Genomic DNA, 22,025 nt, shown 5'->3' with positions numbered 1-22,025 from the left:
CCTGATCCCCTCCACGAGTCTAGGCGTCCCGTGCCGTGAAACGGTTGACTTCTAAGGGATTACAGGCGTCGGGCACCCAGGCTCACGTACGCTCCCCACGTGTACGTCGACGTGATGATCGTTCCGCAGCCGCTGGCAAAAATCGGCGAACTTGCCCGGCGCACCCAGGCCGCGGGATTCTCCGGGCTCCTACTCACCGAAACGGGTCGTACCGCGTATCTCAACGCGGCGGTGGCATCTCAGTCAGCTCCGGGCCTCGCGCTCTCGACCGGTGTGGCCGTTGCCTTTCCGCGCAGCCCGTTCATCACAGCGGCGTCGGCCTGGGAACTTCAGGAAGCGACGGGCGGCAGGTTCCGGCTCGGCATCGGCACCCAGGTCCGTACTCATGTGGTCCGGCGTTACGGGATGCCGTTCGAACACCCGGGGCCGCGTCTGCGCGATTACGTGCTGGCGGTGAAGGCGTGCTTCGCCGCGTTCCGTACCGGCAAGCTCGACCATCACGGTGACTTCTATGACCTCGACTTCATCACGCCCCAGTGGAGCCCAGGGCCGATCGACGCACCCGATCCCAAGGTCGACATCGCCGCCGTGAATCCGTGGATGCTGCGCATGGCAGGCGAGGTGGCCGACGGTGTCCACGTCCACCCGATCGGCGAGCCGGGTTACCTCGCCCGCCACGTGCTACCCAACCTCGCTGCGGGCGCCGCCAAGGCGGGCCGGTCCGCCGCCGACATCGCCAAGATCATCCCCGTCATGACGATCGTCGGCGACAGCGACGAAGAACGCGCGAACGAGCGCGAGTTCGTGCGGGCCAGCATGAGCTTCTACGGGAGCACACCGAACTACGCATTCATCTGGGACGAGGCGGGCTTCGACGGGACGACCGCACGCCTGCGCGAGAAACAGAAGGCGGGTGACATCGCCGGCATGGCGGCCCAGATCACCGACGACCACATCGCGGCCTTCGCCACCGAATCGACCTGGGACGGATTGGCCGAGGCGTTGACCGCCAAATACGCGGGAACAGCGACCCGCATCGTGCTCTACAACGCGCTCGGCGGGCCCGAGCGATTCGAGCGGTACGGCGAGATCGCCAGGCAGTTGTCTACGGTGTGACACGAGCACAAGCCAACCTTTGTAGCATTCTGCTACGCTTGTTTCAGACTGCTACAACGGAGGTCCGTCATGACCGAGACCGCAGACCGGGTGACCCGGTTCGCCGCTGATCTCATGGACAGTGCCGCCGCGGAAGGCGCACGTCAGAGCCGGTCGGCCAAGCAGCAACTCGACCACTGGGCCCGCGTGGGACGGGCGGTGTCCAGCCAGCACAGCGCGGCACGCCGCAAGGTGGAGTCCGCTCTGGCGGGCAGTACTCCCCTGCGGGAGTTGACCGCCGAGGAAGGTGCCGTGTTCGACGCCGAGATCGCCGCTTCCATAGAAGAGAACCTGGCGCGTGCCGACTACGGCAAGATCCTGGCCGGACGCGGCATCACCACCGTGGCGCTCGACGAGAACGGCGAGATCGTGCAGTACCGCCCCGACGGCACCACCACGGTACTGGCGCACCCGCAGTGATCGTGGGTCGCACTGACATGGACTGCACCGCCGCGCGGTGAAACGCCTCGACCTCGTCGTCGGCTGCAACGGCGCCGGCAAGTCCACCTTCGTCGAACTCACCCTGTCACCGCTGCTCCCCGGCTGCCCGTTCGTGAACGCGGACGAGATCGCCAAGCGACGCTGGCCCGAGAACCCTGCCCCGCACTCCTACGAGGCGGCCCTGGTCGCCGCCGAAACGCGGGCCAAACTCATCGAGCTCGGTGAGTCCTTCATCGCCGAGACGGTGTTCTCCCATCCCTCCAAGCTCGAGCTGATCGACGACGCATGCGCCGCCGGGTACACCGTGATCCTGCACTGCATTCTGATCCCCGAAGACCTGGCCGTGCAGCGAGTGCGTCACCGCGTGCAGGCCGGTGGACATGACGTCCCCGAAGCCAAGATCCGCGAACGCTACCAACGACTTTGGGGTCTCGTCGCGATCGCCGCGATGCACGCGGACTCGGCGACGTTCTACGACAACAGCACTGTCAACGGCCCGCGCATCGTCGCTCAACTGGCCGGCGGATTCGTCGTCGGATCACCCACGTGGCCGAAATGGACACCCGCGGTGCTGAGTTCGCGCTGGCCCGGTTAGCCGGTCGGCGACGTCGGTTCAGCCGTCGCCGAGATGACGGATGTCCGCGAGTTCGGCCACCTGCCGGTTGTGAAAGCGGTCGTCCTCGCGCAACGTGGTGATACTGCCCGACGCGGCCGAAAAGTTGACGTAGCCCAGCGCTGACTTCGGCATCTTGATCCACGCCGCAATCACGAACGTCAAGGCGAATCCGTGCGTGACGATCACCTGATGGCGCGCGCTGCCCGCCGTGATCGCGTCCATCGCCGCGTAGATCCGACTCGCGAAGACCTCCTTGGTCTCCGCCCCCGGTATCCCCTCGTCATGCCCCATCCGGTCACCGCAGACCGGCGGGACACGAAAGCGCTCATCGAGCCATGCCTGCGCGCGACCTTCGGCCTCCCCGTAGGACTTCTCCCGCAGCCGCGGGTCCAACGCGACGACCGAGTGGAGGGCTTCGGCGATCGCGGCGGCGGTGCGGCTCGCACGCCGCAGGTCCGACGAGAACACCTCGACCTCGGCGTCCGCGGGAACTCGCTCACCCAGCGCCCTGGCGATGGCACCGGCGTCCCGGAGCCCGGCCCTGGTCAAATCGGAGTCATGCCATCCCCCGACCAACCCGTCGACATGGTGCGTGGCTTCCGGATGGGTCACCACATAGATCGTCCGGCCCATCCTCCGACCGTATCGACATGCGGCTGTAGCGTGACGATCATGAACTCCTTTCGCGTGCCTTCCTCCGTTGCGCTCGTGGCCTGTGCCGCGTCGTTGACCATGGCGCTCGCCGCGTGCGGCTCCGACACGGAAACCTCTTCGGCCACGTCCTCGGCGAGCACGCCGTCGGTCGCCGATGTGCTCACCCCCTCCATCGCCGAGACCGCCACCGAGGCCAGCACCTGCCCCACCGCTGCGCCGCAGAACGCAGGCACACCCGAATGGACGACCTCCGGGGCGACCGGCAGTGTCTCGGTCACCGGCTCCACCGACACCACCGCACCCGCGGTCAAGGTGGACGGGCCGTTCAGCGTGGCCGAGACCCAGGTGCACACCCTCAAGGCCGGCGACGGACCGGTCGTCGCGCCGAACGCGAACGTCACGGTCTGCTACATGGGCGTCAACGGCCGCGACGGATCGGTGTTCGACAGCAGCTACCAGCGTGGCGAGACGGTGGACTTCCCCCTCAACGGCGTCGTGCCCGGCTTCCAGAAGGCCATCTCGGGACAGAAGGTCGGCTCCACGGTGGCTGTCGCAGTGGCTTCCGCCGACGGGTACCCCCAGGGACAGCCCGCCGCCGGCATCCAGCCGGGCGACACGTTGATCTTCGCGATCAAGATTCTCGACGCCCAGCAGTAAGCACGCACCGCCCAGCGGGCGCCCGGGGTCCGGTTGCAACAATGCTCACATGGTCGAGCGGAGCATCTGGATGCAAAAAGTCGCGGCCGATCCCGGGCACTCGCAGTGGTACATCGAACGTTTCCGGGCCATGGAGCGCGCCGGACAGGACCTGGCAGGTGAAGCTCGCCTGGTCGACGCGATGGCACCGCGCGGTGCGCGCATCCTCGATGCCGGCTGCGGTCCCGGGCGGCTGGGCGGATACCTGGCCGGCGCCGGGCATCAGGTGGTCGGCGTCGACGTGGATCCGGCGCTGATCGAGGCGGCCGAGAACGACCATCCGGGTCCGCAGTGGCTCGTCGGCGATCTCGCCGAGCTCGACCTGCCGACACGGGGCATAGCCGACCCATTCGACATCATCGTGTCGGCCGGCAACGTGATGACCTTCCTCGCGCCGAGCACCCGGGTCCAGGTGTTGACCCGGCTGCGCGCTCACCTCGCCGACGACGGGCGCACGGTGATCGGATTCGGCGCCGGCCGTGAATACGAGTTCGGTCAGTTCCTCGATGACGCGGCAACCGCCGGCTTCGCCCCGGACCTGTTGTTGTCCACGTGGGATCTGCGGCCGTTCACCGACGACTCGGACTTCCTCGTCGCGATTTTGCGATCCGCCTAACCGGAGCCGTTCGGGCTGAAGTTGAAATTGGCTGCGGCCGTCGATAATCCGGTGCCAATCGGACCAGACGTGTCATACAGGCAGGCGCTGCCCGTCGCCACACCGTCGGCACTGGTGTGGGTGATCGCCGCCATGCCGATGTAGGGCCCGACCGGGAGCCTGCTGAGCGCCAGCGTGTAGTCCGCATTGATGAATGCCAAGCCGGCCGAACTGAAATTGGCCATCGAACTCGTCACGTCGACAGCCAACGCCGCACGCACGAACGGCGACAGTTCTTCACCGGCAACCAATTCGCGAACTTCGCGCAACCACGCGTAGCGGGGGCCGCATTGTTGCCACGGAAAACCCTCACCCCGCCATTCCGGATCCGGGCCGTAGGCGCGGATGAACATCGGCACGGAGTCGTCGAATTCGTCCGGTTCCTCAGGTAGTGGAGGTAGCTCGACCGCGGTCGACCAGAACTCACCGTCGGGTTGAGTGCCGCGCCTCAGATATAGCGCCGATGCGCGGGCCACCAACTCGCCGTCCTGGGTCATCACCGCATCGACCGCCTGCATCCGAGCGCCGGAGCGGACGACCGACGCCGCAACACGAACCGGGGCGCTCGCGACCCGGCGCAGGATCTCCACCGTGAACCGCGCCGGGTGCAGTCCGTCGTCGGTGACGAGCCCTTCGACGGCGCGGGCCAGGAGCCCGCCGACGACCTGGCCGCCCAGCGTGGGTCCCCACCCTCCGTGCGCGATCTCGTTCGGGACGAACCCTTCGGCACCGCTCACAAAGAACGGCGTCATCGCAGTGCGCTCCACAGGAACACCTCTCGTCCGGCTCGTCGGGCACGTAGGGACTCTATTACAGAGGTACCTACAGTTGGCACAACGGTAGCTTCGGCCACGGCGTCAGAAGTCGAAGACCGACCAGCAGATGTCGTTGCGCAGGCGTTGGTCGTCGAGGACCAGGTCGCGAATCGCGTCCGGGAGCTGGTCACGCTGCCACTGGCATTCCACGCGGCCGGCCGACTCGCCGTCGCCGTCCGGAGCCGCGGCGCGCACGGCTTTGATGGCGTATGCCGCCGCGCCGAGTTCATGCGCTGCCACGTGGGCGACCGCGCCCGCCTGACCGGCCGCGTACGCCGCATGGCGTGCAGGCCCGCGCAAGTCTCGGGCCGCACCCATGGCGTGCCCGCCCGCCGCGCGCGCCTGCATCATCTTGACCTCGCCACGAACCCAAGCGCGGGCGTGGTCGATGGCCTGACGCGGTCGGGGATCCTCGGGCTGAACCGACTCGAAAAGGTGTAGGACGTGCTCGGCGCACGCCGCCGCCCACAGAGCGAGGAGACGGTGGTCCGAATCGGTCAGGGAGCCACCGCGGCGGATCGTGATGAAGCGAGGGTCGCGGATCTTGGGAAGGATCACACTGTCCAGTGTGGCTTTGACGCTCCGTTCGGACTATTGCGTCAGCCGCCGGGCGGACCTACTATCGTCTGTAGTACATCGATTGGGGCTCCTATGACGGCACCGACAATCGTTCAGACACAACGCTTTCTGCGCCTGACAGCATGGACCTTCCTACTGGGCTGGGGATTGCATGTGATCGACCACCTGCTTCGGGGAATGTCGGCGTCACCGATGTTCGTGATGGCCGGCGGCACGATTCAGGGAGTGATCGTCCTCATCGCGATCACCATGACCCTGCGCGGACATCCCCGCGCGCCCGACCTCGCGATCTTCACGGGTGTCGGCAGTGCAGTCGTGTTCACCTATGCGCATCTGCTGCCGAATTTCTGGCCGGATTTCCAGGACAGCTACCTCAGTGGTCCCCGCATCAATGTCACCTGGTTCTCCTGGGTCACAGCCCTTTCCGAGATAGGCACCGGATTGCTGTTCGCCTATGCGGGCGTGCGGGCCAAGCGGGCCTCGGCATAGATGCGGACGCGGCGCGACTCCTCCGGGTAACGTCGGTCGATGGGATTGGTGTACTCCAGCATCATTGCGGCCCCGCAAGAAGAGGTCTTCACCTGGCACAGCCGCCCGGGCGCGTTCGCCAGGCTGTCACCGCCGTGGCAGGCGATGCGGCTCGTTTCCGAAGCAGCCTCGTTGCGCGACGGCCGCGCCGAACTCGCACTGCCCGGCGGTCTGCGGTGGGTGGCTCAGCACCAGGCCGACGACTACGACCCACCATGGCGATTCGTCGACCAGATCGCCCGCGGCGGGCCGGCCTCGCTACCTGCGGCACTGGCGTTGCACTGGAAGCACATTCACGAGTTCGAAGAGATCGACGCCACGCTCACCCGGATGACCGACCGCGTCGAGACCCCGGTGCCCGGCCGTTTCCTGCGTCCGATGTTCGCCTACCGTCACCGTCAGCTCGCCGATGACCTCGCGGCACACCAACAGGCCCGCGCTTCCCTGCCTGCACCGCTGACGATCGCGATCACCGGAGCGTCCGGACTGGTCGGGTCGGCGTTGACCGCGTTCCTGAGCACCGGCGGCCATCGGGTGATTCGGCTGGTGCGCCGCGCGGCAACCAAAACTGATGAGCGGCAATGGAACCCGTCTGATCCTGACCCAGATCTGTTCGCCGGGGTGGACGCCGTCGTCCACCTGGCCGGCGAGTCGATCGCCGGCCGATTCACCGCGGGGCACCGCCGCGCGATCCGCGACAGCCGCATCGAGCCGACCCGCCGGCTGGCCGAACTGATCGCCGACACCGAAACCGGGCCGCGGGTTGTCGTCAGCGCGTCAGCCGTCGGTTTCTACGGATACGACCGCGGCGATGAGGTTCTCACCGAGACAGCCGAGCGCGGCAGCGGGTTTCTGGCCGATGTGGTGGCCGAGTGGGAGAACGCGCTGGCCCCGGCGCAGCGATCGGGGGCACGAGTGGTGCGAATCCGCACCGGAATCGTCCAGTCCCCGCGCGGCGGCACCCTGCGACTGCTGCGTCCACTGTTCGCCGCCGGGCTCGGCGGCCGCATCGGCGACGGGCAACAGTGGTTGCCCTGGATCGGTATCGACGACCTGGTCGACGTCTATCACCGCGCATTGTGGGACAAGCAGCTGTCCGGCCCGGTCAACGCGGTGGCACCGGAGCCGGTGCGCAACGCTGAGTACAGCGACACGCTCGGCCGCGTTCTGCGCCGCCCGACCGTGGTGCCGGTGCCGGCACTGGGGCCACGGCTACTGCTGGGCGACCAGGGAGCCCGCGAACTGGCCTGCGCGAGCCAGCGGGCGGTTCCCGCGGTCCTGAACGCCGCCGGCCACCGCTTCCGCCATCCGCGCCTGGATCAGGCCCTGAGCCACGTGTTGGGACGCGCAGCTACGGCGTAGGAGCCGCCGGCGGTGCAGCCTGCTGCTGTCCCGGCGAATTGAACTCGTAACCGGGCGGGGGCGGTCCGTTCAGCGAATAGTAGCCAGGTGGCAGCGGCGGACCGGCCGGACCGCTACCAGGTGCGGGCGCCGTGACCGGTGTCTCGGAGCCCGGAGCGTTGATCGATTTGTAGCCGGGCGGCAGCGGCGGAGCCGGACCTGCGCCAGGAGGCGGTGCGACGCCCTCGGGCGCTCCCCCGCCGGTCTGGAAGCCACCCGGGTCGTGGGCCTGATGCCAGAGGTCCCTGAGCGTGCCGACCGGGCCGCCGCCGTACTGACCCGAGCCGTAAACAGGGTTGGCGATCTCGGGCACCTGCGGAGGACCGGCCGGCGCGGGCGGCGGCGGTGCCGCGAGTGCGGGATCGGCCGGTGCAGGCGCTGGATCAGGCACAACGGGGTCCGCCGCGGCCTGCCCTGCCGCGGCCAGCACGGCACCGACGACGGTCAGGCCTGCGATCGCGAGCTTCGCTCCATTGACGGCGAGCGTGGCGCGGTGCGCTTCGGTCATCTATCCGGCGGTCCTCTCTCCATGCACCCGCAGAACTCCCGCTCGGGAAGCAGGGCGGTCCGTGCATCGTCGCATACCGCCCCGGGGACGCGCTGGGTTAGAAGGGCGCCAGCAGGAACTCGTCGACGAATCGGCTGAAGGTGTCATCCACGTAGGAGGGGTCCTCAGCGGTGAAGAACTCGATGATGAACCCTTGAAATGCTGCGAGGGCGATGCGTGAGCGCGTCTCGGCGACGTGGTCGGACATCCCGAGCGCCGCCAACCGCGCCTTCGAGTTGCGGGTGAGCAGCGTGAGCGTGTCCCAGGTGTATTCGCGGTACGGGCTGTCGCGACTGCAGGCGGCACCGAACACCTGGAGGACCACGCGCAGACTTTCGCTCCGCTCACCGCGGGTGCAGGCGTACCAGTCGTCAAAGCACCACTGCCGGTGCGCCGCGACGGACACCGGCAACTCCACATCATCGGTCTCCGGGATCGCCTGGCGCTGTTGCCGGTTCAGCACTTCGAGCATCAACTGATCTCTTGTGCCGAAGTAGTAGACCAGCATCCGAGCGCTGGTTCCCAGTTCGCCGGCCAACGTGCGCAGCGAGGTATCGACCACTCCCACGCGCGCGAACACCGAAGCCGCGCCGGCCAGTAGGCGGTCACGCTTCACCTGGTCGATCTCGCGAGCCACGCTTGACTGTAACAAATGCTTCATATATTCGTTGGTTGTTGCGCCCGAACGAGCTTCGTTCACAGCCAGGGGTCGGCTGACGCGCATGGGAGGGGCTTGCATCGTGACTGCGCCACACCGCGTCCACGTCGTTTCGACGCACGCGGTGGTGATTGCCTGGCTGGCGGCCGCTGCGTTGCTGGTCGTTCACCAACTCCTGGAACCATTCACCGCGGGATCGCACATGGGGTTGTTCACCAACGGTGGCGATCTCGACGTCTATCGCCACGGCGGGCAGCAGCTACTCGACGGCCGCGCCCTGTACGACACCGAACTGCCCGGTGGCGGCTGGTTCACCTACCCGCCGTTCGCGGGCATCGTCTTCATTCCCATCGCCTTGATGAGTTTCCCCGCCGCCCAGGTGATCTGGATGGCCATCTCATTGACCGCGCTGGCCATGACGATCTGGCGATGTGCCACGGTCCTGGGCTACCGGCCCGATCTCCGCCTGGGACTGCTCACAATCGCGTTGAGCCTCGCCGCCGTGGACATCGAGGCGGTGCGGGGCACCCTGTGGCAGGGGCAGATCAATCTCGTCCTGATGTCGATGATCGTCTGGGACCTCACCCGGCCACCCTCAGCCCGGCTGCGCGGATGGTCGGTCGGCATCGCCGCCGGTATCAAACTGACCGCCGTGGTGTTCATCCCTTTCCTGTTCTTCACCCGGCAGTGGCGTGCCGGTTTCACCGCGCTGGGCGCGGCGCTGACCACTGCCGCACTCACCTGGTGTGTCCTGCCGACCGACTCCGCCACTTACTGGCTGCACGCGGTGTTCCAAACCGATCGAATCGGGCCACTCACCCATCCCGGAAACTTCTCGATCGGAGGAGTTCTGTCCACCCTCACAGCGCCGGCACCGATGCCGACCATGTGGTGGATGATCGCGATCGGCGCCGCAGCGATATTGGGTTTCGTTGCCGCACAACGGGCACAGCAGTTCGGGCACCCCTTGTTGGCAATCACGCTGATCGGAATGCTGTCGTGCACGGTGCCACCGCTGGCCTGGGGGCATCACTGGGTGTGGACCGTTCCGCTGCTGGCCATCCTGGTCGACCGGGCGGTGCGGTCCACCGGTCCGGCTCGTGCCGGCTGGGCGGCGGGTGCGCTGGCGGTCTACCTGGCGGTGTTCATGTGGTTCGCCGCTTGGCTCTACCGGACCTCACATCAGCTCAGCGCCGGCTACGGCACCTACATCGAGGCACTCGACGCCGCCATCGCGACGATGACCAAGCCGGACAAACTGCTGGTGGTGTCCACCAACCCCACGCTGTTCATCGTCACCGCCCTGGTAACGGTGGCGTTCGTGCACCGCAGGCCGAACCCGACGCGACTGCCCGGTGATATCGGCGATCCCGAGGTGTCTCACGTGGCAGGCTGAATCCGTGCCGCGGGTACTGGTCGTCGGGTCGGGTTTCGCCGGGTTGTGGGCGGCGCTCGGTGCGGCCAGGCGCGTCGAAGAACTCGGAACAGCGGCCGACGCTGTGCAGATCACGGTGGTCAGCGAGCGTCCGTATCACGACATCCGGGTCCGCAATTACGAGACCGAGCTCGCCGACTGCCGAATCCCGTTGGCGGAGCTGCTGGATCCCGTCGGCGTCGACCACATCGTCGCGGAGGTCACCGAGATCGACGTGGAGGCTCGCAAAGTCACGGCACAGCAGGGTGGGCGCACTGTGGTTGTCAGCTATGACCGACTGGTGCTGGCCGCCGGCAGTCGGGTGGCGCGGCCGAACATTCCCGGGCTGGCCGAGTTCGGTTTCGACGTCGACACCTTCGACGGCGCGAGCCGACTCGCCGCCCACCTCGACACGTTGGCCGCCAATCCTCAGGTATCGGGTGCGGACACGGTCGTCGTCGTCGGGGCTGGACTCACCGGCATCGAGACCGCCTGCGAACTGCCCACGCGGCTCGCCGCGAACTTCGACAGCTCCCTGACCCCGAAGGTCCTGCTCGTCGACCACAACCCGCAGGTCGGCTCGGACATGGGGGCATCGGCCCGTCCGGTGATCGAAGCGGCATTGTCCGACAACGGAGTTCAGGTCATGACCGGAGTCAGTGTGACCGCGGTCGACATCGGGGCGCTGACCCTGTCATCGGGGAAAACGGTGCCCGCAGCCACCGTGGTGTGGTGCGCGGGAATGCGGGCCAGTCCACTGACGTCGCAGCTGCCGGTGCCGCTGGATCGGTTCGGCCGGCTGCCGGTCGACGACTATCTCCGCGTCGAAGGCGTGCCCGCGGTGTTCGCGGCCGGCGACGTGGCAGCCGCGCGGGTGGACGACGGCCACCTGTCGGTGATGTCGTGTCAGCACGGCAGGCCGATGGGCCGCTACGCCGGGTACAACGTGATCGGCGACCTTCTCGGCCGGCCCATGCGTGCTCTGCGAATCCCGTGGTATGTCACGGTTCTCGACCTGGGCCCGGCCGGCGCGGTCTACACCGAGGGCTGGGCCCGCGACGTCGTGGCCACCGGTGCAGCGGCCAAGGCCACCAAGAAGACCATCAACACCGAACGGATCTATCCCCCGTTGACCGGTGACCGGCAGGCCCTCCTCGCGGCGGCCGCCCCCGAACTTCAGGCGCGGCCGGCCCGGGGCTCCGGGTCCATCAGTTGAACGGGAACTGGACGACCGCGTTGTTGCCGCCGCGGCATGTCACCCAGCCGCCCTCCCGGACGCACGCCATGGTGTAGGTCTGGTGTGTCACCGGGCTGAAGACGTTGATCTGCACAGAATCTCCCGGCACGGCGAAGTACTCCTGGCGAACGTTCTGGGCGAACGGACATGAGGTGCTCGGACTGGCGAGAATGCCTCCGCTGCACTGCTTCAGCTCCTCACCCGCCCCGGCGCCCTGCGTTGTCAGTTCGTCGAGCTTGGCGAGCGTCTGGGCGTCCGCGACGCCGTTGACGAACAGGCCGGCCCGCTTCTGGAATTCGCGGATGACGGCTTCGGTCTGTGCGCCGAACTCGCCGTCCACCACCAGGTGCGAATAGGCCGGGTAGTCCAGGTTCAGCAGCGCCTGCAGCGTCGCAACCTGCTGGCCCTGACTGCCGTTCTTCAATGTGACTGTCGGATATGGAGGCATGACAGGCACTCCTCTCATCTCGGTGGCGTTGAGCCAACTTCGGATGATCGGAAGGTAGCCGCGTCCGGCGGCGGCAGGCACGCGTAGCCGACTACTCGAAACGGACCCGGCCTAGCGGTCGCCCGCGTCCGGCGGCGCCTCGGGCGGCGGGGTGAGCGCGTCCCAGGTGGTCCACGTGTAGCGCTGCTCGGGAAGGCCGGTCGCGCCGAGCATGAAGGCCCGGTGGGCGCGGCGGGCCCGCGCGATGGTGCCGAGCCAGGTGGTCACGGTGCTGAGGCGGTTGCGGATGCCGGTGAGGAACGCGATGTGCAGGAATCCCCATGCCAGCCAGCCGAGAACCCCGGCGATCTTGACCGGGCCGACCTGCAGAAGTGCTTGTCCCCGAGCGATATACGCCGCTGAACCGAGGTCGTGGTAGCGGAACGGCCGTCGCTGCTTTCCGGCGAGTTCCCGGCGGATGCAGGAGGCGACGTGCCACCCGCCCTGCATCGCGTTCTCGGCAACTCCGGGCAGGTTCTCGCGACCGGCCAGATCGCCGATCACGAAGACCTCGGGATACCCGGCCACCGAAAGATCAGGCCCCACAGCGATTCTCCCGCTGCGATCGGATTCGGCACCGAGCACTTTCGCGACGTGCCGGGCGAAGGGAACGGCTTCGACACCTGCCGTCCACAACACGGTTCGTGCCACGTATTGCTCGTCGGGACCCCCGGCCTTCGGGCTGACGGTCACTCCGTCCCGGCTGACATCGGTCACGTGCACACCCATGTGGAGCTCGACCCCCAGCCGCTGCAGCGACCGGGTCGCCTTCTCCCCCAGCTCGGGACAGAAGGCCTTCAGCACCCGCTCACCGCCGTCGAACAACAGCACCCGGGCTTCCTCGGGCTCGATGCTGTGGAACTCGTGGGCCAGGGTGCGGGTTGCCATCTCGCGGATCTGCCCGGCCAACTCCACCCCGGTGGGACCACCGCCTGCGACGGCGAACGTCAACCAGCCGTCACGCTCCGGCCCCGGCGGCAACGTCTCCGCGATTTCGAAGGCGGTGAAAACCCGCTGCCGGATGTTGGCCGCATCGTCGAGCGTCTTCATTCCGGGTGCCCACTGCGCGAAGTGTTCTTTGCCGAAGTAGGACTGCTGCATCCCGGCGGCCACCACGAGCACGTCGTAGTCGATGGTGAACGTGGTCTCATCCGGCCGTCGGGCGGTGACCTGGCGCTGCTGCGGGTCGATGTCGACCGCCTCACCGAGCAGCGTGGTGACGTTGCGGTGCCGGGCGAATTCCTCACGCAGCGGGCGGCTGATCTGCCCGAAGCTCAACGTTCCGGTGGCGCACTGGTAGAGCAGCGGCTGGAACAGGTGGCCGGCCGCCCGGTCCAGCAGCGTCACGTCGACATCGGTTCCGCCCAACCGGCGGGCACAGAACAAACCGCCGAATCCCCCACCGATGATCAACACCCTCATGCGACTGTTGCCCACAACTAGGAGGTTAATCGTCCTCATCGGAAATGCGACCGTGCAAGACCGACGCCCGCAGGGTGAGATGGTTGCGCTCGGCCAGCGATTGCGCTTCGCCCGCCGCCTGCACGTAGAGCTGTGCGGCCGTCGCGAGGTGGCCCGCGCGCTCGTGCAGATAGGCCGCCGCTGCGGTGTGGCGCGGCAGCGCGGGGTCGAGTTCGGCGAGCGCCGCCAGACCCGCCTGCGGCCCGTCGGCCTCACCGACTGCGACGGCGCGGTTGAGTCGCACCACCGGGCTGTCGGTGAGCGCCACGAGTTCGTCGTACCACTCGACGATCTGCACCCAGTCGGTCTCCTCGGCAGACCGGGCATCGGCGTGCAACGCCGCCACCGCGGCCTGCGCCTGGTACTCCCCGAGCCGGTCCCGTGCCAGCGCGGCTTGCAGCACCCACACCCCCTCGGCGATGAGATCGCGCCGCCACAGCGTGCGGTCCTGCTCGGCCAGGGGCACCAGGGTCCCGTCGGCGCGCGTCCGCGCTCGGCGCCTGGCGTGGTGCAGCAGGAACAACGCGAGCAGGCCCGCGACTTCCGGATCGTCGGTGGTCCGGGCCAATTGGCGGGCCAGCCTGATCGCCTCGGCCGCCAGGTCGATATCGCCGCTGTAGCCCTCGTTGAACACCAGATACAGCACGCGCAGCACGGTGCCCAAGTCACCGGGCCGGTCGAGCCGGATCGTGCTGACAGTGCGCTTGGCGCGGCTGATGCGTTGCGCCATCGTCGATTCCGGCACGAGATAGGCCTGCGCGATCTGGCGCGTGGTCAGCCCGCCGACCGCGCGCAACGTCAGTGCGACGGCCGACGACGGGGACAGGCTGGGGTGCGCACACAGGAAGTAGAGCTGCAACGTGTCATCGGCCACCGGGGCAGGTCCCGCGGCCGGTTCGGCCGAGACCCGCGCCTCACGGTCACGCCGGGCCACCTCGGATCGCGTGATGTCGAGGAAACGCCGCCACGCGGTGGTGATCAGCCAGGCCTTGGGGTCGTCGGGTTGCTGCTTCGGCCAGGTCTCCCAGGCCCGGACCACGGCTTCCTGGACGGCGTCCTCGGCTGTCGCGAAGTCCGCCCCGCGGCGGACGAGGGCGGCCAGGACACCGGGAATGAGATCCCGCAACCGGCCCTCGTCCACCGCGGCGGAGTCCATCACTCGGTGACGGTCGGTGCAGCGGTCAGGAACGGACGCACCTCGAGCCACTCGTGGATCGGCCTGCCGCCTGCCCCCGGGGCCGCCGACAATTCGCCTGCCAACTCCACCGCGCGGTCGTACGAGTCGACGTCGACGATCATCCAGCCCGCGATCAGATCCTTGGTCTCGGCGAACGGGCCGTCGGTCACCGGCGGTTTGCCCGGGCCGTCGTGGCGGACCCAGGCCCCTTCCGGGGCCAGCGCCTGGCTGTCGACGTACTCGCCAGTGTCCTTCAGCCGGTCCGCGAAGTCGTTCATGTACTGGATGTGGGCCTGGATCTCGTCGGGCGTCCACTCGTTCATGGGGACGTCGTTGACGGCCGCCGGCGCGCCTCGGTAATGCTTGAGAAACAGGTACTTGGCCATGGGATTCTCCCTTCAGGTTTGCGACCCTAGTTGGTCACTCGCCCCTGGGACGGAACCGTCGCGGCGTTCTCGACATCCACAACCGAAATATTTCCGAACTGGGCATCGGGCCACGTCACGCGGGTTCAGGATGACGTATGAGCCCGTCGCCGACCTCAAGTGCGCAACCAATCACTTCGTTTGGCTAAGCTTCGGGTACCAAGTTCTTCAGTCGAGCACCGAGGTGGACATTCATGTTCGGAAGCAAGGCAACCCTGGCGACCATCGCCGCCACAGGCATGATCGGGGCGGCCCTCGGCCTGGGCACCGCCATCGCGAGCGCGGACCCCGACCCGAGCCTCCCGCCGCCGCCCAACGCGCCGAAGAAGCCGGCCGAGTCGTGGCAGGGTCACCCGATGGTCTGGTGGAACCTGCCTGCGGGCGGCCACTGGGGCGTCTGGATCAACGGCGACTTCCTGCCCTTCACCTGATCGCCGCGCCGGACCTGAGGGCCCGATGACATCAGTCGAAGCCATCGCCGCGGTCCCATTCGTCGACGGGATCGTCTACGGCGAGGGGCCCCGATGGCACGGTGACCGCCTGTGGTTCACCGACGGCCTGGCCGGCCGGGTGTACTCGGCCGGCGAAACCGGCGACCTCGCCGTTGAGGTCGAACTCGCCCGCGCTTCCGGTCTCGGCTGGCTGCCCGACGAAACTCTCGTCGTGTCAACGCTTTTCGCAGCCGAGTTGCACCATGCCGACGCCCGCGGAAACGTCACGGCCAGCTACGACGTCAGCGACATCGCGTGGTCCACCAATGATCTCTTGGTGACGCCGGACGGTCGGACCTATGTCGACCTCTACATCGCTGACGGCGGCGCCTTGACCGGAGCCATCGGGCTGGTCGGCTCCGAGGGCACAATCCGGATCGTGGCCGGCGGGCTGGCGCTGCCCAACGGCCTGGGATTGCTGCCCGACGCGTCGACTCTGGTGGCCAGCGAGACCCACGGCTCCCGATTGCTGGCCTTCACCGCCGCGGCCGACGGCGATCTCAGCTCCCCTACCGTATTCGCCGACCTCGGTCCCGACCGGCACCCCGACGGATTGTGTGTCGATGCCGCCGGAGGAGTCTGGGTCGGCTGCTACGACACCGGCGAGTTCCTGCGGGTGGTCGCCGGCGGTGAGATCACGCACCGCATCGAGATCGACCGCGGATGGGCGGTGGCGCCGGCGCTGGGCGGTCCCGACGGGCGGACGCTGTATCTCGTGGTCGACGACACCAGCCACGAAGGCCTGCTGGCAGGCGAGTCGACGGGTCGGATCCTGCAGGCGCGGGTCGACGTCCCCGGCGTGGGTTCACCCTGAGCCCGAGTCTTCGGTTTCATCGTCATCCGGTTCGTCGGCCGACGGCGGCTCCAGCGGGACGCTTTCGGCACGGGGCGGGCTGACCGCAGACGCATTGTCGGCCGGCTGCAGCTGGACCACCTGGCCCACCGCGCGGCGCAGCCCGGGCGGACCTTCTTTGCGGAAGAACTCGCCGATCCGTCCGGCGCGGTAGCGCAGCGGCGAGCCGAGCAGCTCACCCATCACCACGCCGCTGCCCAGGGCCAACGCCGTCGCTGCCGCGGTCAGCAGGTGCGCCAGTCCCTCACCGAAATTCTCGTCCACGGCGAAGGCGAACACCGCCCAGAACACCGCGAGGCCGGGCAGCATCGGCATGATGCCGGCGGTCGCCGTCACCAGCGCCGGGGACTGCCGGCGAATGGAGATCAAGGTGGCCAGGAAACCGACCCCGATCGCCGCGATTCCGGTAGCCGCCCATTGGCCGAACCCGGCGGTTCCCAGCCCGATCAACGTCAGCTCCGCCAGCCCGGCGGCCAGCCCGGCCGTGGGCAGTGAACGCAGCGGCGCATAGCTGGCCATGGTCAGGCAGATTCCGGCCAGTGACGCGCCGAGAACCGCCAGCACGATCGGCAGCGGACCCCGCGGGGTGATGAAGGTGCCTGCCGTGTTGACGTGCAGTTCGATCTGGAACCCGAGCAGCGTGGCGGCCTGCAGTGCACCGGTGATGCCGACGACGATCCCCGCGGTGAGAAAGACCGCGTCACCGAGCCGTGCGACCGCCGTGACCATGTAGCCGGTCAACGCGTCCTGCACGGCACCGACCAAGGTCATGCCGGACAGCAACAACACGATCCCGGTGGCGACCAGCGCGCTGAGCCCCTGGCCGGTATAGCGGTAGGCACCAAGAGCGATCAGGGTGGCAATCGCCGCCCCGACCGCATGCTGGAAGAAGAACGGTGTGCCGATCCGGTTCAGCAGGCGGCCGACGCGGTCGATCAACGCGGCGGTCAGGCTCGCCAGCAGACAGGTCAGCCAGTTGCCGCCCAGCAGCATTGCGATGCCGAGCGCGAAACCCGCCCAGCCGGCGGTCGCGAGCCACCGCGGGAACGGATGCGGGCTCTCGGTGAGCTCGTCCATCGCCTCGTGCGCCTCGTCGACCGTGATACCGCCGGAGGTGATGCGTCGCACCAGCCGGTCGAGATGGGCGAGCCGGGTGTAGTCCGTCGACCTGGTGCGCACCGCGCGCATGATCGTGACCGGCGGGCTGTCCGCGGTGGGCAGCGCCGACACGATGATCGTCGCGACGGTGATGTCGACGACGCAATCGGTCAGCCGGTACGCCTGTGCGACGTCCTGGGTGGTGGCCACGACGTCGGCGGTGCCCGAGCCCGACGAGAGCATGACCTCGGCCAGGCGGATGGTCAGGTCGAGGACCTTGCGGGTGTGCACGTCACCCATCCCGGCCGACGCGCGACTGCGCCGGCCGGCCACCGGTGCCGGGTCCCGCCGCCCCCGCAGGGCGATGCGCAGCCCTCCGCGCAGGCGATCTCTGCCGTTCAGACCTTCCTCAGCCATCGTTGAAAAGCGTACTGATGAACGGTCGGCTCCTGGTGGAACTACGCCACGGCCTGCGGTGTCGTCAGCGAGCGAGGTCGGCGGCCCGGATCACGTCCGAGCCGACGAAGTCGAAGATCTGGGCCCCGGCCACCAGAGGCTCAGGCTGCCGGGTGAAGCGGTGGGCTCCGACGCCGTAGCTCACATCCGGGGGCGACACCCAGATCAGGTCGAATCCCTGCTCTTCAAACCAGTTGAGGATCAGCGGAATCCGGTCCGGGACGGTGCGTCCGCGAGTCCACAGCACGGTGGCGCCGGTTTTGGCCAGCTGCGGGAGAATGCGGATCGTCCGCTCGATGTCCTCATCGGTGATGTTCCCGAAAATGCCACAGGCCACCACGATGTCGGCCGGTGCCAGGTCTGCGTAGTGGTCGATGAGCGCCGCGTCGCCGGTCACCACCTCGACCCCGGTCAGCCGATACCGGTCCACCGCGGCGGCGGCGACCGCGGCGTTGCGCGGATCCAACTCGACCAGGCGCGCCCGGACGTCGCGGCGTCGCGGATGCTCGGCGAGCACCTCCAGCAGGTCCCGCCCCTGGCCTGCGCACAAACTGACCACCCGCAGCGGGCCGGGCGGGGACTCGTCGAGCGCTTGCGTGATCAGTGCCTGCACGGCGCGAAGCCGGTGCGCCAGGGCCGAATCGGGTCGGTCATAGTCCTCGTGCCAGCTGTGCCAATCCACCACGGGACGAACCCTAGGGCCGCGGCACCTTCGCTCGCACCGGCGCAGCCTGCCCGACGGGGTCGCACTTGACCAGTGTCCTCACGCGTTGATCGTGAATTCGACTGGGGCGGAATGTTATTCAATCCGTCCAGGTCGGCCGGGCGGAGCCCCGACAGGGTTAACCGCTGGGTGATCAATATTGGCGGCTACCGCTGGAAGCGTACGTAGCGGTCCTCGCCGGCGGCGTCGTCCTGGGAGTAGGTGACGCTGTCGACCTGGGCACCTCGATCATCGACCAACAGCAGATTGCCGCCCGAGTTACCGAGCTGGGCACCGGATCCGTCGAGCACGATGACCGCAGAAGCTCCCCCGGCCAGGTCGGCGTCCAGCTTGCTTTCCCGGCCGTTGCGATCGACCAGCCGCCAGCCGTGCAACGACACCGCCGTGGTGGCACAGTTGCCGATCACCACGGCTTCGTGTCCGGGATCGGGACCGATGGGATTGATCAGCGCCCGCTCCAGGTAGGCCGGCACCGGGGTCCCCGGCCCGGCCGGTCCCGCCCCGATCAACCGGGACAGCGGCTGCGCACCCGCGGCGGCGTCTCCCCGCGCGTCGGTGGGCACCTGCTGGGTCTGGAAGGCCAGCAGGATGCCGACCACCCGGTCGGGGAAGGCCAGCAGCAGCCCGCCGTCGTGGAAGGCGCCGTTGTCCCCTGCGTGAGCGCCGACGTTGCCCTGGTTCATATGAATGTCGTGGACGCCGTGCAATCCGTCGGTGTTGCCGAACTCGGCATCGATCGGCTTGTGCAGGTTCCGGTCGAACTTCGCGCCGAAGGCGTAGAGCTCGCCGCCGGCGGCCTGGCATTGGGTCAGGTACAAGCTCAAGAGGTCCTGCAGATCGTCGGCATTCGCGCTGCCGCTGGACGGCAGCGCCCGGCCCAGGGTGAAGTCGAACAGTGGCGCCTTGACGTAGTCCAATGAGGCCGCCGACGTGCCAGGGGTGATCGAGAATCCGGACGCCACCGCGGCCAGTCCGTTCAGGATCGGGTGGCCGACCAGCGGATCCACCACCCAGAACACGACTTCGCTACCGTCGTTGGACTCGACATTGACCGCGACCCGCCAGGGTTGCCCGGAGTCGTCGACTGCCCGGATCTGCAGGTGCGGGCTGGATTGCCCGTCTTCGCGGACGAACCGGTCCGGCCGTGCACGCAGTACGCCGTAGGTGAGCGCCATGATCGACTCCTTCATTTCGGAGCGGACACAAGGACTTTCACTTGCCCGCATTCGCCGAACGTATCGGCCGCGCACGACGCGGACACGCGTAGCCGACTACGCGATTCGGCGGTCGCGGCTATCTTCCGTGCGAGGCGAAGAACTGCGCTGAGGCGTCCGAGGCGTCGAACGCCCGACTGGCGGCGCCGACGTCCTGCACCGGAAGAATCTCGGGCACACCCGGCCAGGTGTGTCCGCCGCCGTCGACCCTCATGAACACCACCGAAGCTCCGGCCGCGCACCCGTCCGAGGCGATGCGGTGGGTCTCGGTGCCGTCACCGGTGGCGGGCAGCACCTCGTCAGACGGGGCGGGGCAGCCGTTGATCTGGCGCCACCGATCCACCATCGCGGGGCCCGACACCACCGTGCTGCCGCCACCGCGCCCGGTCATCGGCCCGCCGTTGAAGGGCACGATGGGGTCCGCGGTCCCGTAGCTGGCCAGGACCGACACAGGTCGCGACGGGCTGCAGCCCACATTCGTCCCGAGCGTGCCAGCGACCGGGGCAATCGCCGCGAACAGGTCCGCCCTGTCACAGGCCAGGCGGTTGGCCATGAACCCGCCCGCCGACAGGCCCGTGGCATACACCCGGCCGCGCGGGATGCCGTTCTCGGCGACGAGGCGATCGACCAGGGTCGAGATGAACCCCACGTCGTCGACTCCTTGACGGTCCGGCACCGAGGCGCCGCGGCCGTCGGCCCAGCTGTAGTCGATGCCGTCGGGGTAGACCACGGCGAACCCGTAGGCATCGGCCACGGCGTCGTAGTGGGTGAGCGCCGCCTGGTCGGCTCCGGTCGATCCGGCCGCATGCAGGTTGACGACCAGCCCCGATGGCGCGCCGCCGGCCGGCAGGTGCACCCGGTAGGTGCGCATCGTGCCGCCGAAATCGATCTGCGCCGACGGTATCGGTGCGGCCGCTGCGGGCATCGGGCCGACCGCGCACCACGAGAGCGCGACCAGCGCCGCGGATATCACTGTTGTCAGCCGTCCCGGCGTGAAAAGCACCGGGGCAGAGTAGATACCACGGGCGAACTTCCGGGCAACACCACGTGACCGGCCGGAGAAAATCCCCCCGGCAACGGTCACCCTCCGATTCCACGCCATCCCCGGCCCCCACCGATTCGTCGTCCAGCAAACGAAGTACCGACGCTACCTGCTCGTGGCGACCGGCGGGGTGGGAAAGATCAGATCGTCAGGACCATGCGGTAGCGCGCCCGGCCCTGCTCCATCGCCGCATACGCGCTCGCCGCGTCATCGAGCGGGCGCTCCTCGATCCGGGCCCGCACCCCCGACAGCACCGCGAAATGCATCGTCTCCTCGACATCACGCGCGGTCCCCGACGGGTGCCCGGAAATCGTCAGGGCCGGCTGGATCAGCTGCACCGGGCTGATCGGCAACGGGTCTGCCGACACCCCGATCGCCACCAGTTCGCCGCGCGGCGCCAGCCCGCCGACGGTGTCCGCCATCGCCTGCGAATTGCCCACCGTCGCCAGAACCACTGCCGCACCACCCAAGTCGCGCAAGGCCGCGCTGACATCCCCGGCGGTCGAGTCGATGTAGTGCCTGGCCCCCAGCGAACGGGCGTCCGCCTCCTTGCCGGGGCCGCGGGCGATGGCGACCGTCTCGAACCCCATCGCGTTGGCGAACTGCAGCCCGAGGTGGCCCAGTCCACCGACGCCGAGCACGGCAACGACGTCGCCGGGGAGAGCGCGGGTGTGGCGAAGCGCGTTGTAGGTCGTCACGCCCGCGCACCCCATCGGGGCGGCCTCGGCGAAAGACAGTTCGTCGGGGATCCGGGCGAGCGCGTTGGCAGGTACCGTCACCGATTCCGCGTAGCCGCCCGGGTAGTGCAGGCTGGGAATCTGCCCCTTCACGCAATGGATGAACAGGCCCTTGCGACACGGGATGCAGACCCCGCAGTGTCCGCCGAACCACCCCACGGCGACCCGGTCCCCTACCGAGAAATCGGTGACGCCCGCGCCGACTTCGGCGATGGTGCCCGCGATCTCGTGGCCCGGGGTCACCGGCCAGGTCATGCCCGGGAACCCACCGTTGATGATGGCCTGATCGGTACCGCAGACGCCGCACGCCGCCACCGCCACCCGCACCTGGCCGCGATCCGGTGAGAGTGTTTGGGCATCAACCAGTTCCAGCTCGCCACCGGCGGACTGGACGTGAACAGCTCGATGAGTAGACATGGAGATCCTTACCGTCGCCGCAGGGATATCAGGTAATCATCGACCGT

Annotated in this window: 25 protein-coding genes; 11 read left to right on the top strand and 14 right to left on the bottom strand. The window is 68.3% G+C overall.

Annotated features, from left to right (window positions below; all coding sequences use genetic code 11):
* Window positions 1-99: 99 nt before the first annotated feature.
* The 3 genes from G6N57_RS21040 (at window position 100) to G6N57_RS21030 (ending at window position 2,191) form a co-directional block, all read left to right on the top strand.
* Entirely contained in the window at window positions 100-1,116 is a 1,017-nt protein-coding gene (locus G6N57_RS21040) for a TIGR03617 family F420-dependent LLM class oxidoreductase (RefSeq protein ID WP_077740738.1), read from the top strand.
* Between the two features lie 69 nt (window positions 1,117-1,185).
* Window positions 1,186-1,575, top strand: coding sequence for a TA system antitoxin ParD family protein (locus G6N57_RS21035; RefSeq protein ID WP_077740739.1), 390 nt, complete (start codon window positions 1,186-1,188; stop codon window positions 1,573-1,575).
* 37 nt (window positions 1,576-1,612) lie between these two features.
* Entirely contained in the window at window positions 1,613-2,191 is a 579-nt protein-coding gene (locus G6N57_RS21030; RefSeq protein ID WP_077740740.1) for an ATPase, read from the top strand.
* Window positions 2,192-2,209: 18 nt separating this feature from the next.
* Here G6N57_RS21030 and G6N57_RS21025 read toward each other — a convergent pair whose 3' ends face one another.
* Entirely contained in the window at window positions 2,210-2,845 is a 636-nt protein-coding gene (locus tag G6N57_RS21025) for a histidine phosphatase family protein (protein ID WP_077740741.1), read from the bottom strand.
* A 39-nt stretch (window positions 2,846-2,884) separates the two neighbouring features.
* On the opposite strand from G6N57_RS21025, the gene G6N57_RS21020 reads away from it, so the two are divergent.
* Together G6N57_RS21020 and G6N57_RS21015 are read left to right on the top strand one after the other, a co-directional pair.
* A complete protein-coding gene (locus tag G6N57_RS21020) occupies window positions 2,885-3,523 on the top strand; it encodes an FKBP-type peptidyl-prolyl cis-trans isomerase (protein WP_174814501.1) in 639 nt (212 codons plus the stop codon).
* Window positions 3,524-3,572: 49 nt separating this feature from the next.
* The gene (locus G6N57_RS21015; protein ID WP_077740742.1) at window positions 3,573-4,178 is read left to right on the top strand and encodes a class I SAM-dependent methyltransferase; all 606 of its coding nucleotides are present in this window, start codon (window positions 3,573-3,575) and stop codon (window positions 4,176-4,178) included.
* Here G6N57_RS21015 and G6N57_RS21010 read toward each other — a convergent pair.
* Complete coding sequence (locus G6N57_RS21010) at window positions 4,175-4,969, bottom strand: thioesterase family protein (RefSeq protein WP_097926360.1); 795 nt, start codon at window positions 4,967-4,969, stop codon at window positions 4,175-4,177. The two genes, G6N57_RS21015 and G6N57_RS21010, sit on opposite strands and share 4 nt — an antisense overlap.
* 105 nt (window positions 4,970-5,074) lie before the next feature.
* A complete protein-coding gene (locus G6N57_RS21005; RefSeq protein ID WP_077740744.1) occupies window positions 5,075-5,590 on the bottom strand; it encodes a putative immunity protein in 516 nt (171 codons plus the stop codon).
* A 93-nt stretch (window positions 5,591-5,683) separates the two neighbouring features.
* Here G6N57_RS21005 and G6N57_RS21000 point away from each other — a divergent pair, with 93 nt between their 5' ends.
* Both G6N57_RS21000 and G6N57_RS20995 read left to right on the top strand, forming a co-directional pair.
* Window positions 5,684-6,100 carry a hypothetical protein gene (locus G6N57_RS21000; RefSeq protein ID WP_077740745.1) on the top strand — a complete coding sequence of 139 codons (417 nt, stop codon included), beginning with the start codon at window positions 5,684-5,686 and terminating at the stop codon, window positions 6,098-6,100.
* Between the two features lie 39 nt (window positions 6,101-6,139).
* Window positions 6,140-7,501, top strand: coding sequence for a TIGR01777 family oxidoreductase (locus G6N57_RS20995; RefSeq protein WP_077740746.1), 1,362 nt, complete (start codon window positions 6,140-6,142; stop codon window positions 7,499-7,501).
* Here G6N57_RS20995 and G6N57_RS20990 read toward each other — a convergent pair.
* A complete protein-coding gene (locus G6N57_RS20990; protein WP_077740747.1) occupies window positions 7,491-8,048 on the bottom strand; it encodes a hypothetical protein in 558 nt (185 codons plus the stop codon). The genes G6N57_RS20995 and G6N57_RS20990 overlap by 11 nt on opposite strands.
* A 97-nt stretch (window positions 8,049-8,145) precedes the next feature.
* Window positions 8,146-8,724, bottom strand: coding sequence for a TetR/AcrR family transcriptional regulator (locus G6N57_RS20985; RefSeq protein ID WP_234815823.1), 579 nt, complete (start codon window positions 8,722-8,724; stop codon window positions 8,146-8,148).
* A gap of 103 nt (window positions 8,725-8,827) precedes the next feature.
* Between G6N57_RS20985 and G6N57_RS20980 the strand changes: the two genes are divergently transcribed.
* Both G6N57_RS20980 and G6N57_RS20975 read left to right on the top strand, forming a co-directional pair.
* Complete coding sequence (locus G6N57_RS20980) at window positions 8,828-10,141, top strand: glycosyltransferase 87 family protein (protein WP_162563949.1); 1,314 nt, start codon at window positions 8,828-8,830, stop codon at window positions 10,139-10,141.
* A gap of 4 nt (window positions 10,142-10,145) precedes the next feature.
* Window positions 10,146-11,375: an NAD(P)/FAD-dependent oxidoreductase gene (locus G6N57_RS20975; RefSeq protein ID WP_077740750.1), complete on the top strand. Its 1,230-nt coding sequence runs from the start codon at window positions 10,146-10,148 to the stop codon at window positions 11,373-11,375.
* On the opposite strand, the gene G6N57_RS32090 is transcribed toward G6N57_RS20975, so the two are convergent.
* From G6N57_RS32090 to G6N57_RS20955, 4 genes are all read right to left on the bottom strand, one after another.
* Complete coding sequence (locus tag G6N57_RS32090) at window positions 11,368-11,844, bottom strand: peptidoglycan-binding domain-containing protein (RefSeq protein WP_234815822.1); 477 nt, start codon at window positions 11,842-11,844, stop codon at window positions 11,368-11,370. The two genes, G6N57_RS20975 and G6N57_RS32090, sit on opposite strands and share 8 nt — an antisense overlap.
* A 111-nt stretch (window positions 11,845-11,955) precedes the next feature.
* Window positions 11,956-13,305, bottom strand: coding sequence for an NAD(P)/FAD-dependent oxidoreductase (locus tag G6N57_RS20965; RefSeq protein WP_097926372.1), 1,350 nt, complete (start codon window positions 13,303-13,305; stop codon window positions 11,956-11,958).
* Between the two features lie 25 nt (window positions 13,306-13,330).
* Entirely contained in the window at window positions 13,331-14,500 is a 1,170-nt protein-coding gene (locus G6N57_RS20960) for an RNA polymerase sigma factor (RefSeq protein ID WP_163646699.1), read from the bottom strand.
* Entirely contained in the window at window positions 14,500-14,907 is a 408-nt protein-coding gene (locus G6N57_RS20955; protein WP_077740752.1) for a YciI family protein, read from the bottom strand. The genes G6N57_RS20960 and G6N57_RS20955 overlap by 1 nt, the downstream gene beginning before the upstream one ends.
* 233 nt (window positions 14,908-15,140) lie before the next feature.
* On the opposite strand from G6N57_RS20955, the gene G6N57_RS20950 reads away from it, so the two are divergent.
* Window positions 15,141-15,377, top strand: coding sequence for a hypothetical protein (locus G6N57_RS20950; protein WP_075923019.1), 237 nt, complete (start codon window positions 15,141-15,143; stop codon window positions 15,375-15,377).
* 25 nt (window positions 15,378-15,402) lie between these two features.
* Window positions 15,403-16,251 (top strand): SMP-30/gluconolactonase/LRE family protein, encoded by an 849-nt coding sequence (locus G6N57_RS20945; RefSeq protein WP_077740753.1) that lies wholly within the window; start codon window positions 15,403-15,405, stop codon window positions 16,249-16,251.
* Here G6N57_RS20945 and G6N57_RS20940 read toward each other — a convergent pair.
* The 5 genes from G6N57_RS20940 to G6N57_RS20920 all read right to left on the bottom strand — a co-directional run bounded on the left by G6N57_RS20940 (window position 16,243) and on the right by G6N57_RS20920 (window position 21,978).
* Window positions 16,243-17,805 (bottom strand): threonine/serine exporter family protein, encoded by a 1,563-nt coding sequence (locus tag G6N57_RS20940; RefSeq protein ID WP_077740754.1) that lies wholly within the window; start codon window positions 17,803-17,805, stop codon window positions 16,243-16,245. The genes G6N57_RS20945 and G6N57_RS20940 overlap by 9 nt on opposite strands.
* A 64-nt stretch (window positions 17,806-17,869) precedes the next feature.
* Window positions 17,870-18,529 carry a class I SAM-dependent methyltransferase gene (locus tag G6N57_RS20935; RefSeq protein ID WP_077740755.1) on the bottom strand — a complete coding sequence of 220 codons (660 nt, stop codon included), beginning with the start codon at window positions 18,527-18,529 and terminating at the stop codon, window positions 17,870-17,872.
* A 185-nt stretch (window positions 18,530-18,714) separates the two neighbouring features.
* A complete protein-coding gene (locus G6N57_RS20930) occupies window positions 18,715-19,743 on the bottom strand; it encodes a DUF2278 family protein (protein WP_162563950.1) in 1,029 nt (342 codons plus the stop codon).
* Between the two features lie 118 nt (window positions 19,744-19,861).
* A complete protein-coding gene (locus tag G6N57_RS20925; protein WP_174814581.1) occupies window positions 19,862-20,707 on the bottom strand; it encodes an extracellular catalytic domain type 1 short-chain-length polyhydroxyalkanoate depolymerase in 846 nt (281 codons plus the stop codon).
* A gap of 257 nt (window positions 20,708-20,964) precedes the next feature.
* The gene (locus tag G6N57_RS20920; protein WP_077740758.1) at window positions 20,965-21,978 is read right to left on the bottom strand and encodes an alcohol dehydrogenase catalytic domain-containing protein; all 1,014 of its coding nucleotides are present in this window, start codon (window positions 21,976-21,978) and stop codon (window positions 20,965-20,967) included.
* Between the last annotated feature and the right edge of the window lie 47 nt (window positions 21,979-22,025).

Source organism: Mycolicibacterium boenickei (assembly GCF_010731295.1).
Lineage (GTDB): Bacteria > Actinomycetota > Actinomycetes > Mycobacteriales > Mycobacteriaceae > Mycobacterium > Mycobacterium boenickei.
This window is presented reverse-complemented; position numbering and strand designations above follow the sequence as displayed.